We start from the raw sequence: 15743 nt of genomic DNA, 5'->3' as shown, positions 1-15743 counted from the left end.
ATCTTATACGAGCGATTATTAGCAGAGCGTATAAGATTTTTTTGCTGTCGCTCAAGAGATAAGTTCTCACTCGTTCCTCGTATCGAAATGACATATTTATTAGCTATTTCCACGCAAATACCTCCAGCCCAATATCCTCATCGGCACCGCCGGCAATATAGATCTTATGATCTAACACCGTACCGCCAACGCCATTACGTGCTTTGTTAAGGCTCGGGCCAACTTTCCATTCTTTGTCCACTTCAGGGTCCATATAAAACACATCCTTTTGCGGGCCATTTGGTTGTGTAGCGGTGGCACGTTCGCCGCCTATATAAAATATCTTGTTATCCAGGTTTACGCAGGTGCCTCCGCCGGTGCCCAAAGGCAGCTTTGCCGCCAGCGTGCTCCATTTACCGGTTTTAAAATCATAGCAATCTACATCCAAAACCACCTTATCAAAAAACGACATAAAGTTGTTGGCATCGTGCAGGCTGGTATTGCGCCCGCCAATGGCATACAATTTATCTTTAACTACTACGGCCATGCTATGATCGCGGATATGAGGGGCATCGGGTAAACTTGCCCAGGTGTTGGCTGCCGGGTCATAAACATCAAACAGGCCGTTGGTGCCATTATTATGGCCGTGTAATATACCGCAAACCAGGTATAGTTTGCCTTTGTAAACTGCGGCACCTGCTCCACCCCTGCGGCGGCCTTCGGGCAATCCGGCCAGTTGCTGCCAGGTATCATTTTTGGTGTCGTAAGCGTAACTGTTTGCTAATGGTATTTGGTTAGGATAATTCCTGTCTGAAAAAGCGTCAAGTATATATACTTTGTCACCCAGCCCGACAGCCTGGAAGTGATGCATTATTGAAGGCGCCGTGGCACCCTTTGTCCACGTTGAAGTGGCCGGATCATAAATTTCGACAGGCATGGCGGGGGCGTCGCCTCCAACCAGGTATAGTTTTCCGTTAACCGCGGCAAACCCGCACTCGTTACGGGATGGTGGTGTATTGATTGATGGCAACAAGGTCCATTTTCCGCCGGCCATTTGAAAGGCCGCTATCAAAAGCAATACAGGCAGAGCGATGATCCACTTTTTCATGATAATTGGTTTATTACAACTATTATAACTTATTAAGCGGGCATTGGGTTTTCAAAACCCAATAATTTACGGTAGCTATGCCCGCGTATCATTCCCGTTATAAATGCTCAAATAGCTTTCATAACGGGATAGTTCAATTTCGCCGTTCTCCAATGCGGCCAATACCGCACAACCCGGCTCATTGATATGCTGGCAGTTGTTAAATTTACAATTGCGCATGCGGCTGCGCATCTCCGGGAAGAAATGGCCCAGTTCCTGCTTTTCAATATCTATCACGCCCAATTCGCGTATGCCGGGGGTGTCAATTATAAATCCGCCCTGCGGCAGTTCAAACATTTCGGCAAAAGTGGTGGTATGCGTACCCTTGTCGCTCCATTCAGACACTTCGCTGGTGCGTAGTTCCAGGTCGGGCAACAAAGCATTGATCAAACTTGATTTACCTACGCCCGAATGACCCGAGAATAAAGTTACCTTATCTTTTAACAGATCCTGCACCAGGCTGATGTTGGTGCCTTCCAAAGCCGAAACCTCATAGCAGGGATAGCCGATTTTTTCATAAACCTCCCGGTAATCGGCCAGTATAGCCAAGCCTTCATCGCTAAACAGATCAAGCTTATTATAGATGAGTCTTGCCGGGATGCCATAAGCTTCGGCAGTTACCAGGAAACGGTCTATAAACCCCAGTGAAGTCCGCGGCGAAGCCAACGTAACTACCAATAAAGCCTGGTCGAGATTGGCGGCAATAATTTGCGCCTGTTTTGACAGGTTAATGGATTTACGGATGATATAGTTTTTACGCTGATGCAGCTTAGTGATAACACCTGTCTGCTGCTCGGGCTCCAGATCAAAATCAACAATATCGCCAACAGCCAGCGGATTGGTGGTGGTTATACCTTTTGTACGGAATATCCCTTTAATCCGGCAATCATATCTTGCTCCTTCAGGTGTTCGCACCTGGTACCAGCTTCCGGTTGATTTTGTAATTAGTCCCTGCATTGTATTAGAGCAAAATTAGCCTTTTTACCTTCAATCGTACTTTTTTTATTTAATCCTTGCTTATTAAATAAATATCTACTTACTTTACAGACATTATATGAAACTGATTAACACAACAACAACGATTACAACCACCACCGGCTATAGCCTCGGAGGAAGATAATCGTATGGTGTAAAGACATAAAAATAAAAACCACATGAGCGCCTTCCTCCACACAGAGGAAGGCGCTTTTGTTTTAAATATACTTACAAATGAAAATTCTAAAATTTGGCGGGACATCCGTAGGTTCGGTCGAAAGTATTCAAACCCTGTTAAACATCCTGCAAAAGGAGGACGAAGTTAGGCAAGCCACTGCTGATAAACCGGTGGTTGTATTATCAGCCATGAGTGGTGTAACCAACCAGTTGATTGCTATGGCCGAAGAGGCCGCAAAAGGCAATGATTTTGCCCTACAACTGGCGGGCTTGGAACAGCGTCATTTTGATATCGTAAAAAGCCTTTTAGAGATCCGTGACCAAAACCCGGCGCTAACCCGTTTAAAGATCAACTTTAACCACCTGGAAGAATTGCTGCAGGGCATATTAACCTTGCGTGAGCTTACCCCAAAAACACGCGACCTGGTAATAAGTTATGGCGAGCGCTGCTCGACCTTGATGATCAGCAAAATTGCGGCGCAATATTTCCCGGCAGTTTTTGTTGACGCTTCGGAAGTTATAAAGACCGATAGTTCATTTGGCCAGGCCAAAGTAAATACCGAATTAAGCGAACAGCTGATCCGCGGGCTTTACCAGGAAAATAAAGGCAAAACCTTATTTGTTACCGGCTTTATTGCCAGCAATGACGCGGGCCAGCTAACCACCCTGGGCCGTGGTGGCAGTGACTATACCGCGGCTATTTTTGGCGCGGCACTTAACGCCACCGAGATCCAGATCTGGACCGACGTTAACGGCATGATGACCGCCGACCCGCGCATGGTGAAAAAGGCTTTCTCATTAACCGAGCTCACCTATACCGAAGCAATGGAATTATCCTATTTCGGCGCGAAGGTTATTTATCCGCCGACTATGATCCCGGCGTTTTTAAAGAAGATCCCCATTGTTATTAAAAACACTTTCGAGCCCGAATTTGAGGGTACGGTGATACAGCACGTTTGCAAACCGTCAAGCCTGGCTATAAAGGGGATCTCGTCTATCAACAACATCAGCATATTAAATGTTGAGGGCAGCGGTATGGTAGGCAAATCGGGCTTTAGCGGCCGGTTGTTTTCCTTGCTGGCCCGCGAGCAGATCAACGTGATATTGATTACGCAGTCATCGTCTGAACATAGCATTACTTTTGCCGTATCGCCCGGCGATACCGAGCGTGCCCGCCTGGTAATTGAACAAGAGTTTGAGCTGGAACTGCTGGCCAAAAAACTGGAGCATGTAGAGATAGAAAAAGACCTGGCCATACTGGCCGTTGTTGGCGAGAACATGAAAGAAACCCCGGGTGTATCCGGCAAACTATTTCATTCATTGGGCCGTAACGGGGTTAATGTACGAGCCATTGCGCAGGGATCGTCAGAGTACAACATTTCTGTGATCATCTCGGCCACCGACCTGGCGAAAGCTTTAAATGCGGTACACGACGCATTCTTTGTGCAACTAACCAAAACACTTCATGCTTTTTGTTTAGGTACCGGCAACATCGGCAAAACTTTATTTAAACAATTAAACGCACACACCGCATTTTTACACGACAACAATGGCATACAGGTTAAAATAGCCGGCATAAGCAATACCCGCAAAATGGTTTTCAATGAGGACGGTATCCCGTTGAATAATTGGGAACAAACATTGGAGGCATCGGACGAACAAGCCGACCTGCCCGCGTTCATCGCCAAGATGAAGAGCATGAACCTGCCTAACTGCGTGTTTATTGACAACACTGCCAGCCCCAAACCTATTGCCTTTTATGAGGATGTTTTAAAATCGACCATCTCTATTGTCACCTGTAATAAAATTGGTAATTCGGGGCCCTATGAGCAGTACAAAACATTCAGGGACAGCGCACGCCAGCACGGGGTTGATTTCTTTTATGAAACCAACGTGGGCGCGGGTTTACCCATTATCCGCACATTAAAGGATTTGATGAACAGCGGCGACAGAGTACAAAAGATAGAGGCTATCTTATCGGGCACCATATCTTTTCTGTTTAATAATTTCAGAGGCGATGCCAACTTTCATGACACCGTTAAACTGGCGCAGGAAAAAGGCTACACCGAGCCCGACCCGCGCGACGACCTGCGCGGTACCGACTTTATGCGCAAAATGCTCATCCTTGCGCGCGATGCAGGTTATGCTTTAGAAACTTCGGATGTAGCTATAGAAAGCATGTTACCGCAGGCTTGCCTGGATGCAGAAAGTGTGGAAGATTTTTATAAAACCCTGATAACCGAAGACGCCTTTTTTGCCGCTATTAAAAATCGCGCGGAGGCCGATGGCAAAGTGTTAAGATATATAGGTAAGCTGGAAGATGGTAAAGCATCCATCACTTTAGAGATGGTTGATGAGAACCATCCTTTCTACATGCTGTCGGGCAGTGATAATATCATATCGTTTACCACTGACAGGTATAAAGAGCGGCCGCTGGTTATTAAGGGCCCCGGCGCGGGCGCAGAAGTTACCGCCGCGGGTGTATTCGCTGATTTGATTAATGTTGGGGCTAATTAACAGCCCATGAAATATTGTTATGGAAGATAATATACAAGAATTGAAGTCACCGGTTGCTGATGCGAAAGCAGGCACCAGCATCCAGGTCTTTGCACCGGCGACTGTCGCCAATGTCGTATGCGGATTTGATGTTCTGGGTTTCGCAGTTAATGCGCCGGGCGACGAGGTTGTTATGCGGGTTACCCATAAACCGGGTATCACCATCAGTAAAATTACCGGCGATGATGGCCGTTTACCCATGGACCCGGCTAAAAACACCGTAAGCGTGAGTGTTAAGCACTACCTGGAAAGCATTGGACGTACCGATTTAGGTTTGGATATTGAGTTGCATAAAAACATGCCCATCGGCAGTGGTTTGGGTTCGAGCTCGGCCAGTACTGTTGCCGGTTTATTTGCAGCCAAGACTTTACTGGGCGATACCAGCGACCCTATCCACCAGCTTCCCTTCGCCATGAAGGGTGAAGAAATGGCTTGCGGCCATGGGCATGCTGATAATGTTGCCCCTGCTTTATTTGGCGGATTTGTATTGGTACGCAGCTATGAACCGCTTGATGTGGTACGGCTACCGCATCCAAAAGAGCTGTATTGTGCTATAGTTTTCCCGGATGTTGATGTGCCAACCCGCGAGGCCAGGCAAATCATCCGAACAAAAATTAACATGAAAGATGCCGTTACCCAATGGGGTAATATAGCCGGTTTGGTAAGCGGTTTATTTATGAACGATCTGGACCTGATAGGGCGCAGCATGCAGGACGTGCTGGTTGAGCCGGTACGCTCCATGCTGATACCCGATTTTTATAAAATGCGCGAAATGGCGATGGAGCTGGGCGCAATAAGCTTTGGCATATCCGGTTCCGGCCCATCAGTATTTGCTTTTACCCGCGATGAAGCCACCGCACATGCCATCACCCTAAAACTGCAACGGCATTTAACCGGTATCAAGATCGGATCAAACGGCTATGTGTCTCCAATAAATGATGCGGGGCCGAAGGTAATAGGGTAAGTTAAAGTCAAAATAAAAAAAGTCAGAAATCTGAAATAGAACAACCGTCATCCAAAATCAAATGAAATTTTACAGTACCAATAATACCTTGAGCCGCGTGAGTTTTAAAGACGCGGTATTTAACAGCATGCCGCAGGATAAGGGGTTATATATGCCCGTTACTATCCCCCGCCTGGATGATAAGTTTATCAACAATCTGGATGGCTATACCCTGCCTGAAATTGCTTTTCATGTGGCGCAAAATTTATTGGGTGATGATATTCCGGCCGACGAACTGAAAGCGATTATAGATGACGCCATCAACTTTTATGCGCCTATTGTAAAGCTGGAAGAAGATGTTTTTGTATTGGAGCTTTTCCACGGGCCATCGCTAGCATTTAAAGATTTTGGCGCCCGCTTTATGAGCCGGGTAATGAGTTATTTCCTGGAAGAAGGCGAGAAACAACTGGATGTATTGGTGGCCACCTCGGGCGATACCGGCGGCGCCGTAGCCCTGGGCTTCCTGGGCGTACCGAATACCCGTGTTACGATATTGTATCCAAAAGGCAAAGTAAGCGACATACAGGAGCTGCAATTAACTACCAACGGCCAAAATATCCGCGCATTGGAGATTGACGGCACGTTTGACGATTGCCAGGCATTGGTGAAACAAGCATTTACAGATGCCGAATTGAATGCCCGGTATCGTTTAACATCTGCCAACTCTATTAACATTGCCCGGCTAATACCACAAACCTTTTATTACTTTAACGCCTACGCACAGGCTTTAAAGCAAGGGAAGAGCAAAATCGTTTTCTCTGTTCCCAGTGGTAATTTTGGAAATATTGGCGCAGGTTTATTAGCCTGGAAAATGGGCTTGCCTGTCGAACGGTTTATTGCCGCCACCAATGCTAATGATACAGTACCCCAATTTTTAAAGAACGGCATTTATCAACCTAAACCATCAGTAGCTACGCTATCAAACGCCATGGATGTGGGCAACCCGAGTAACTGGGTACGCATTGCTGACATGTTTAAAGACGACATGAGCGGGCTCAACAAGCTGGTAACAGGTTACAGCTTTACCGACGACGAAACCACTGCCGCTATCAAAGCCGTGTATGACCACTATAAATATGTGGTCTGCCCGCATACTGCTATTGCCTGGCAGGCCTTAAAAGATTATCAGCAGGATGTACATGCTGATGGCACCGCGGGTATATTTTTATCAACTGCGCATCCCTGCAAATTCCCTGGTGTTTTCCCGCAGGAGATCGCGGCGCAAATTGATACACCGGCCCAGGTAAAAGAGCTGCAGACTAAGTCGAAGCAATCAGTTGCGTTGGGTAAAGATTTTGAAGGATTTAAAGATTATTTATTGAAGAATAATTAACCAGCCACACCAGAAGAAGGCGGGTAAGCCAGGCGTGGAACCAATAATACAGGCCCCTCATTTGAAGAGGCCTGTTCTCCTATTTACTTCCTCAGCTTCTTAAACTCTGATCCCGCGTTCCATTGCGGGAAGCTGGTTTCAAAGGCAAGGCGCTTCCCTATCTTAAATATCAATTCAATATCTTCCAAACCGCCGTCCAGATTCCATGTTGAATCAAACTGATCGGCAGGCTGATGGTAGCGTACAGCTATATATTCCTCCTGCTTTTTTTTACCGTATTCTTTACCTTTTTCAACGTTATCAATTCCTCCGCCAATAGTGATTGACGGTACGCCAACCTTTGCAAAACTAAAATGGTCAGACCTGAAATAATGGCCTGCCTCCGGGTGCGCTTCCGGCGCCAGGTAGCGTCCGTCTTTTTTAAGCTGATCTTTTAAATAGTCCTCCAGTTGCGATTGCCCGCTTCCTGATATGGTTACATCCCTGGTTTTACCTATGTTATTAAACCCATCGATGTTAATATTGGCTACTGTTTTGTTCAGCGGATAAATTGGGTTTTCACCATAATATTCAGAACCCAGCAAACCCTGCTCCTCGGCTGTTACCGAAAGGAAGATAACCGTTCTTTCGGGTGGAGTTTTCAGGCTTTTAAACGCGCGGGCAATTTCTAAAATGGCGGCTGTCCCGCTGGCGTTGTCCAGGGCGCCGTTATAAATCGTATCGCCTTTGGCATCAGGCTTACCTACACCCAGGTGATCCCAGTGCGCAGTGTAAATAATATATTCATCAGGGCGCTTGGTACCGGTTATTTTGGCTACTACGTTATGCGACTTATTGAATACCGCTTTAGCTTTCAAGGTCTCAGTTAGCTTAACACCGGTATTAAATCCTTTAAAACCATGTTGGTTGGCAGTATGCAGCACGCTTGTATCTTTCCCGCCCGCCTGTAATATTTTAACGGCACTTTCGTGGGTCACCCACCCCTGCATGGCCAACTGGTAGGTATGGCTTGCCCTTTTATCTAAATACAGCTTAACGCCGCCGTTTGAGTTTTGTACCACATGGAACGGATACGACGCAGCAGCGGTATTATGCACAATGATACAACCCTTTGCACCCTGCCGGGCGGCTTCTTCAAATTTATAGGTCCAGCGGCCGTAGTAAGTCATGGTTTTACCTTTAAACAGGGTGGTGTCGCCGGTTTCAAAACCCGGGTCATTCACCATCACCATTACTACTTTGCCTTTTACATCAAGGCCGGCATAGTCGTTCCAGTTATATTCGGGGGCCACAACGCCAAAACCGGCAAATACCACGTCATCGTTGTTTAATGTTTGCAGGGTATCGGTACGTTCGGTCCACATCACAAAATCGTCCATGTTTTTAAGTTCGAAGCTGCCTTTTGCAGATTGTACCTTTAATGGCGACACCGACTTAGGCGTGATCTCAACCATCGGCACATCCTGCAGGTAACTGCTGCCGTTCCCGGGCTCAAGCCCCAGGCCCTTATAGGTTTTTTCAAGATAAGCAATGGTCTTCACCTCTCCTTCGGTAAAGGGGCGGCGACCCTTGTACTCGTCAGACGACAGAACTTTGATATGATTGATAAGGCTGTCTTTATTGAAAGCGGATAAACCGTCCTGCTCATCAACAGTTTTATTTTGGCTACAGGAGACAGCCGTTATAGCCGTAACAGCTAACAGCAGGCGTTGCGTAAATCTGATCATGTTAATTTTGATTTTAACGAATATAAGAATTTACGCAATGGCTTTATTAGTTTTGATTGTAAATTAGCGCTATGATAAAAAAGTTGTTGTTTCAGTTTCTAATTGGCCTGTTTGGCGTTATCGCGCTGGCAGGATGTGGCAGTGGCAGCAAGTTCGACCGCCAGAAATGGAGCTATGGCGACGGGTTGGATTATCCGCTGCGCGATGACATCGTGGAGGACCTGATGGCTAACCACCAGATCAAGGGCCTGACCTACCGGCAGGTGATTGATTCGTTAGGCAGCCCGCAGCGGCGCGACCCGCTGAAGTTCACCTACCAGCTCATTGACGACAGCTACAACTATGGCCGCAAGAAACCTGTACATAAAAAGAGCCTGATCGTTTATTTTAATAAAGATTCGGTAGTGACCAGGTTTGAGATCTACGATCATACCGACAAGGAAAAGAAGAAGAAATAGCGTACCACTTGTACTGTCGCAGGTACAGATGTAACACCTGGAGCGGCCCCATTTATAGACCGGGTGATCCACTTAAAAATATGGATCACCCGGATCACCTGTTTTAGTTAACCTGCTGTAAATAAACATTTTAGCTTTCAGAGCGGATCACTTTGGATCAGTCTTATTCGTCTGGGCTTTCAGGTTCAAAATTTAGTTAATTTACTGTCAATCAAAGCATTGTAAAACGGCTGTTTTTCGCCATTTTTTGAGGAGCGGATCAGTAAAAGCGGATCACCTGTTTTGAAATTTTTGGGGTTAAATTCCACTGATGACGCGGCCTAAAAGCGGAGCGAAACAGAGCAGCCAGGAATCATTTAATAAAACCAGCAGCAAACAAAAGCCGTAGTTATTGATTGTTCTTTAAACAACCAATAAATCAACCAACACATGAAGATGACCAAATTAACTTACACGCTATTGTTTGCTGCAGGTCTGCTGACGATAGGTACCACGGCCCGCGCGCAGGACGATTTTCCAAAAGAAGTGGCCGGCACCATGCAGGTACAGGGCATGTACCGCCAAAGCAAGCTGGGCCAGCTAAACGGCATACTGAACGCCAACGGCATCCCGGCTCTACCCGAAAGCAACTACTGGCTCAGCCTTTCCATGAACCATATCCGTAACAACTGGGTAATTGAAGATGGCATAGGTGCAAGCTTTACCTCCACTTCGGCATCTAATGCGGCCAATGGTATCCGGGCAAAATACAACCAGTACCAAATTTATGGGCGCTTAGGTTATGATGTGTCCACCACGGCAAAAATGCGTGCTTTCCCGTTTGTAGGCATCAACCTGTCTACCGCCATGCTGCGCATCCAGGATAATTCGCGGATGCAAAATACCAGCAACTTTTCGCCCGAATTGTTGAACCTGACCGCAAGTAAAACGCTGTGGAACCCGCGTTTCGGCCTGGAGTTTGGCGGCGGTTTCGATTACCTTATCCCTATGAAGGATAAAAAGATGGATAATATCTCCATCCACCGCAGTTTGCCAATCGGCATAAGGTTGGGCTATTATTTACAAACTTCAAACAGCCCCTGGAGAGTTGATGATAATTACAAGCTCCAAAACGGACCGGATAATAAACAAAGCAACGTGTTTATCAATCTGAATATTGGTTTAGGCTATAAGGTTCAGCGTAATTAGCCTGGGATTATTGAAAATGACAAAGCCCGCGGCACAACCGCGGGCTTTGTCGTTTTGGGCCAAAATGCCCTCTTAAAAATGGTGATAAGGTAGCGTCACTATTTTGTCGGGCCGGGTTACCGTACTTTGTAATGGGTGGCGAAGTGATGATAATATGGGCGTTGCCTGCGGCCCGGGTTATCCGCTCATACTGCGCAGGCCTTAAGCGCGGGGCCGGTATCCGCTCCTACCCCTAACGCAAGAAACAAGGTAATATTAAGGCGCTACCGCAAGCGTTCCGCTTGTGGTACGGTGATAGGTTGACGCCCTGCCTGGTTATCGTTTACCTGTATGGTGCACCACAAGCGGGACGCTTGCGGTAGCGGAGGGCATCTGTAGGGAGGTAAGAATTAATTATGTAATCCTGGAGCGAACTGGAAAACTTGAATTACCAACTGTAATAATTCGGCACCTTTTTGACTATCCAAAGACAGTGCAATACAAATGCTAATTATAGTGTTGGTTAAAATACCTTTCCAATCGGCCTTGTTTAAAACTTCAACCCGATCTGTTAGATACCGAATTTGATGATTAATCACTTCCCGGTGTATGTCATTCTCAGCGTATCGTTCTGTAATCAATAATCTAAGTTCCGCCAAGGCTATTTTTATACTTTCTTTTTCTCGATGTGTAAAACCTGTTACATCTTCATAATCAATTGTAGTTATATTATTAGCAAGGGCAGCCCGTTGATAGGAAGCCCACAGGTCGACTTCGCTAGTATTTTTTATGAAATCTGCAATATCCCTTTCAAGCCATAAGCGAAACAAATCAAAAGCGTCCTGAAAAAAGATTGAGTCGTCAGTTAAAGTTCTTAGCGAGAGTTTAGGTTGGAAATCTACTGATGCTGGTATAAAATGGCCGAAACTATCATTATCTTCCAAAAAACAGAATAGGTATTCAGGAGCCGGTTTATAACTTATTACTACCCCTTCTCTTGCGCCTATATGACTAAAGCTTATTAATTGCTTTTCTTTAATTTCGAAGTTATCGATACCGAGTTCGTGACTCAAAAGAAACTGAAATATTTGGTTTTTGTATTCCTTTTTCATGATTTAAAGATAATATTTAAAAAGGGAATCAGAGGTTGGCCGGTTGTTGGTAATAACCAACAACCGGGCTGGTCATCGGGTTTAATATTACAACACATGGGTACATGTTGGCGATAACACCGACATGGGCGGGGCAATTACTTTAACTTTTAAAAAGGAAGGTCTTCATCTTCAGGTGCGCTAATTATTTCGACTCGGGGAAATTTCGTTTTGTAGTAGGTTTTTAGGAATAGGCCTACTGTGGTAACACTATTAACGATAAAGTAAGTGTAAATTGGGTCATTTATTAAATAATCGCCATCCGTTTTTCCATGGAAGCTTGTGCTGGTACTTCTTAATTCTTCAACTGCTTTATTAATTGCAAGCATTGAGCTACCAATAGTCTTAATTTCAGACGGCAAATCAGATTTAGGAAATAACTTAAATTCTTTCAATAGACAGCTTGTTAAGTCATATAGAGTATCACTTTCTTTATTGGTTATTGATATTCTATCATCCTTTAAGATTTCTTTGACAATACTTTCTAAGGCAGAATTTGCCAGCCCAATCGCAATATCTGGATGAGTCTCGATTTGTTTAAATGCCTTATCAAATGTTGCGTTTGCTGTTTGGTAGTCTGATTTAATCTCATTCCTAAAAGTCGCTATACTTGGTATAAAATCCGGCGTATCTACACCCAAATCTACTGCAATTTGAAGTATTGTTTTACTATCAATCCCGTGTAACGTGGCTAATAGGTCTATGTCACCGGTTGGTTTTTTTATGATTTCAAAATTCTCCCAATAACTATTCCGATCCTCCCTCGTTTCGTGCCATTTTTCTATATATAGCCTTGCTTCTTTATATGAATTGTATTCTTTCCAAATAACCTCATGAACTTCTTTAATAAGTTTCATCAAATATTTAGGTGATATGGTTTGTTCCATTTTACTTACTATCAAACTTTAAATTGAGGGTAAACAAATATACCATAGTTTGTTAAGGCATACTAATAACTTTTTCCACGTTACCGTAAGCACTCTGTTTAAATAATGAATTAATCATATTGATATCCAGTGTAAATGCATTATAAACTTGTAAGTTTATTGTATGCAAGCAATTTTCTCAAGAAACCCAGATATAGATAAAATCGCCTTTCTCGATTGGAGAATGTCTTCCCATAATGACATTCTTAACATTTTAAATTTAGCGGAAGGATTTATGCTTTCGTCCATTAGGTTAGCAAGACTTTGTTTGATTAATAATTCTGATAAAAAAGCTGATATATTAATCTTTCCTATATTAACTAATGTAAATCATGGCATAGAGTTATACTTAAAAGCAATAACTTGGATGTTAAATAAATATATGAAATTGGATTTACGTATTGAAGGAAGTCATAATATAAAACAGATTTACAAAACTGTTAAATCAAAAATCAAAATCTACGGTGGTCAAATGTCGATAAAGGAGTTCGATTCGAGTATGGAGAACTTAGAAGCTTACATAAACGAATTGTTTTATAAAATAAATGCTACTGACAAAAAAGACAACATGGATTTTTCGAGATATCCTTTTAATACTAAATACGAACATCACTTTTATGTAGGTCTAATAGGAGATGCAGAAATTGACTTAGAGAACTTTGTTTCTCGTTTTGAGGACATTTATAAGAGTCTTGAAAATCTGTCCGATTTTATTTACTGGCATGAATTAGAAGATGATGAATAAAGATATAAGTTTGAGGCTACCCTCGTTGTCTCCCCACTGGTTGAAGTTTAGCATAGCGTAACTTCGACCTAAAATAGGTTAAGCTTTCAGCTTAACTGTATCCGCTGTGCGAAGTCGGCGGCATTGGGGCAGCGGGTTGGAAAGATTCTGCACATTTGCTTAGCTTCCGTAGAGATTATTGATTTGATAATTGTTTTTTATAGGAATCAATGAGCTCCCGATGGTCGGTTGTCTTCGTTCTTCGCAATGTCGTGGTGGGGAATTTTGCCTCCATCCAAAGCGCAAAGGCCTGCCGGAAAACGCGGGCCGGGGTGTTTTGCCTGTGGGCGGAAGGATTTTTCCGGCTTGATGTTTGGTTACTTTGCATCTAAGGTAAACGGCGTAGCCCTCTTGAGCTCCTTTAAAAAAACAACAACAGCGAAAAACTAACTAGCCTTAGCGGCAATGAGCGTCGCAACGCGTTTATTAACGGATACCGTAATACCGGGCCTGGTGCACAATTGTTGGTGACAACACCAACAACGGCGGGCGGGGTTGGAAAGATTTTACACAATTGATTAGCTTATGTAGAGATTATTGATTTGATAATTGTTTTTTATAGGAATCAATGAGCTCCCGATGGTCGGTTATCTTCCTTCCCCGCAATGACGTGTTGGTGAAAAGCCATGAGCGTCGCAACGCGTTTATTAACGGAATACCGTAATACCGGGCCTGGTGCATAGTTGTTGGTGACAACACCAACAACGGCGGGCGGGGTTGGAAAGATTACACAATTGATTAGTCTGGCGGGGTGTGTGCGTGCGCTGGCTTGGTGGTAGAGACGCAATGCATTGCGTCTCTACCGGCGGATAATCACCGCCCCCCCCCCGCGTTAACGATTGCAGCGGATACCGGCCCGGTGGCTAAGGCCTGCGCAGTATGAGCGGAAAGCGTGGGCCGCAGGCAACGCCCAATTTAGCAGCAGTTATGAGCCGGCAATTGGCAGGTATCGCTTTACGGAGTGGCAGATTTACAATGTGGCAGACCTACGAAATTTATAAAACCCCGTAAGTGTTTTGCCCGCTAAAATATCGCTTCGGCGATCCGTTTTGTAGGGCCGGGATTACCCATGGTGTAAAAATGCAGCACAGGCGCACCAACTGCTATCAGTTCTTTACACTGGTTGATCATCCATTCAATACCCACTTCTTTTACCTCGGCTTCTGATTTACAGGCATGTACCGCATCGCTTAAAGCATCAGGGATATCGATGTGGAATATCTTTGGCAGGTTAATTAATTGTTTTGATGAAGTGATTGGTTTTAAACCCGGAATAATAGGCACCGTAATGCCATTATCGCGACAGGTTTTTACAAACTCAATGTACTTACTGTTATCATAAAACATTTGGGTTACGATAAAACCGGCACCGTTATCTATCTTCTGCTTTAAATATTTAAAGTCGGTTTTAAGGTTGGGCGCCTCAAAATGTTTTTCGGGGTAGCCGGCAACGCCGATACAAAAATCGGATTTTACGGCCTCATGATCTTCATGCAGGTATTTGCCCTTGTTCATGTTCACCACCTGCTCCAGCAGATCGGTTGCATAATTATGGCCGCCGGGGGTAGGCACAAATGACGACTCTGTTTTCCGGGCATCGCCACGCAGCACCAATACGTTTTCAATACCTAAAAATTGCAGGTCGATTAACGCATATTCAGTCTCCTCTTTGGTAAACCCGCCACAAATTAAATGCGGAACGGCATCCACCCCATACTTATTCATGATGGCCGCGCATACGGCAACGGTACCGGGGCGTTTGCGATAGCTAACTTTTTCCAGCAGTCCGTTAGGATGTTCTTTATAAACGCTGTCCTCGCGCGATGAGGTAACATCAATAAACGGGGGTTTAAACTCCATTAAAGGATCAATGGCATTGTAGATGCCCTGGATGCTCTGGCCCTTTATCGGCGGAAGTAGCTCGAAGGAAAAAAGGGTTTTGCCTTTGGCGTTTGCTATGTGTTCGGTGATTTTCATGAATAAGTATCAAGTAACTGGTATCAAGTATTTAGACTTTTTTGCAGTCCCGATATCATCTTCTGGATTTCGATAATAGCAGCGCAAATGTCTTCTGATTTTTCTGGTGTTATATAATTAAATTCTTTGGCAATGATGATTTGTGTTTAAGCTCAAATGACGAACCTAATGCAATATTAAGGAATTGATGCAATTCTCTGTTAGATTTTCTTCCGCATCCTTCGGCAATATTTGAAGGGATAGAAACAGCTGAACGTGTCATTTGAGCAATTAGTCCAAATTTTTCTTCGGACGGAAAAGTCCGGGTTAATATGAATATCGCTTTAGTGACTTCTATCCCAGCTTTCCATACTTTCAATTCCTTAAAATTATGCATCCTATTG

General features: G+C 44.5%; 12 protein-coding genes and 1 pseudogene. 6 read left to right on the top strand and 7 right to left on the bottom strand.

Annotation, left to right across the window (positions count from 1 at the left end; all coding sequences use genetic code 11):
* Window positions 1-103: 103 nt before the first annotated feature.
* On the bottom strand, window positions 104-1087 hold the full coding sequence (locus LJ658_RS08375; protein WP_230546034.1) for a kelch repeat-containing protein: 984 nt from the start codon (window positions 1085-1087) through the stop codon (window positions 104-106).
* A gap of 75 nt (window positions 1088-1162) precedes the next feature.
* Window positions 1163-2083, bottom strand: a complete 921-nt coding sequence (gene rsgA, locus LJ658_RS08370) for a ribosome small subunit-dependent GTPase A (RefSeq protein WP_230546033.1) — start codon at window positions 2081-2083, stop codon at window positions 1163-1165.
* A 252-nt stretch (window positions 2084-2335) separates the two neighbouring features.
* On the opposite strand from rsgA, the gene thrA reads away from it, so the two are divergent.
* The 3 genes from thrA (at window position 2336) to thrC (ending at window position 7170) form a co-directional block, all read left to right on the top strand.
* On the top strand, window positions 2336-4795 hold the full coding sequence (gene thrA / locus LJ658_RS08365; RefSeq protein ID WP_230546032.1) for a bifunctional aspartate kinase/homoserine dehydrogenase I: 2460 nt from the start codon (window positions 2336-2338) through the stop codon (window positions 4793-4795).
* 19 nt (window positions 4796-4814) lie between these two features.
* Complete coding sequence (locus tag LJ658_RS08360) at window positions 4815-5798, top strand: homoserine kinase (RefSeq protein WP_230546031.1); 984 nt, start codon at window positions 4815-4817, stop codon at window positions 5796-5798.
* 61 nt (window positions 5799-5859) lie between these two features.
* On the top strand, window positions 5860-7170 hold the full coding sequence (gene thrC / locus LJ658_RS08355; protein WP_230546030.1) for a threonine synthase: 1311 nt from the start codon (window positions 5860-5862) through the stop codon (window positions 7168-7170).
* Between the two features lie 83 nt (window positions 7171-7253).
* Here the strand turns inward: thrC and LJ658_RS08350 are convergent, their stop codons facing one another.
* Window positions 7254-8897, bottom strand: a complete 1644-nt coding sequence (locus tag LJ658_RS08350; protein ID WP_230546029.1) for a M28 family metallopeptidase — start codon at window positions 8895-8897, stop codon at window positions 7254-7256.
* A 71-nt stretch (window positions 8898-8968) separates the two neighbouring features.
* Between LJ658_RS08350 and LJ658_RS08345 the strand changes: the two genes are divergently transcribed.
* Window positions 8969-9355, top strand: a complete 387-nt coding sequence (locus LJ658_RS08345) for an outer membrane protein assembly factor BamE (protein ID WP_230546028.1) — start codon at window positions 8969-8971, stop codon at window positions 9353-9355.
* 429 nt (window positions 9356-9784) lie between these two features.
* Window positions 9785-10543 carry a hypothetical protein gene (locus tag LJ658_RS08340; protein ID WP_230546027.1) on the top strand — a complete coding sequence of 253 codons (759 nt, stop codon included), beginning with the start codon at window positions 9785-9787 and terminating at the stop codon, window positions 10541-10543.
* A gap of 389 nt (window positions 10544-10932) precedes the next feature.
* Here LJ658_RS08340 and LJ658_RS08335 read toward each other — a convergent pair whose 3' ends face one another.
* Window positions 10933-11634 (bottom strand): hypothetical protein, encoded by a 702-nt coding sequence (locus LJ658_RS08335; protein WP_230546026.1) that lies wholly within the window; start codon window positions 11632-11634, stop codon window positions 10933-10935.
* A gap of 149 nt (window positions 11635-11783) precedes the next feature.
* Entirely contained in the window at window positions 11784-12560 is a 777-nt protein-coding gene (locus tag LJ658_RS08330; protein WP_230546025.1) for an abortive infection family protein, read from the bottom strand.
* A gap of 163 nt (window positions 12561-12723) precedes the next feature.
* On the opposite strand from LJ658_RS08330, the gene LJ658_RS08325 reads away from it, so the two are divergent.
* Entirely contained in the window at window positions 12724-13344 is a 621-nt protein-coding gene (locus LJ658_RS08325; RefSeq protein ID WP_230546024.1) for a hypothetical protein, read from the top strand.
* A 1062-nt stretch (window positions 13345-14406) separates the two neighbouring features.
* Here LJ658_RS08325 and metF read toward each other — a convergent pair.
* On the bottom strand, window positions 14407-15360 hold the full coding sequence (gene metF, locus LJ658_RS08320; protein ID WP_230546023.1) for a methylenetetrahydrofolate reductase [NAD(P)H]: 954 nt from the start codon (window positions 15358-15360) through the stop codon (window positions 14407-14409).
* Window positions 15361-15383: 23 nt separating this feature from the next.
* Window positions 15384-15736 (bottom strand): annotated as a pseudogene (locus LJ658_RS08315) (four helix bundle protein).
* Window positions 15737-15743: the final 7 nt, after the last annotated feature.

It is taken from the genome of Mucilaginibacter sp. UR6-11, assembly GCF_020880695.1.
Lineage (GTDB): Bacteria > Bacteroidota > Bacteroidia > Sphingobacteriales > Sphingobacteriaceae > Mucilaginibacter.
Note: the sequence above shows the minus strand (reverse complement) of the source record. Positions and strands in the feature narration are given on the sequence as shown.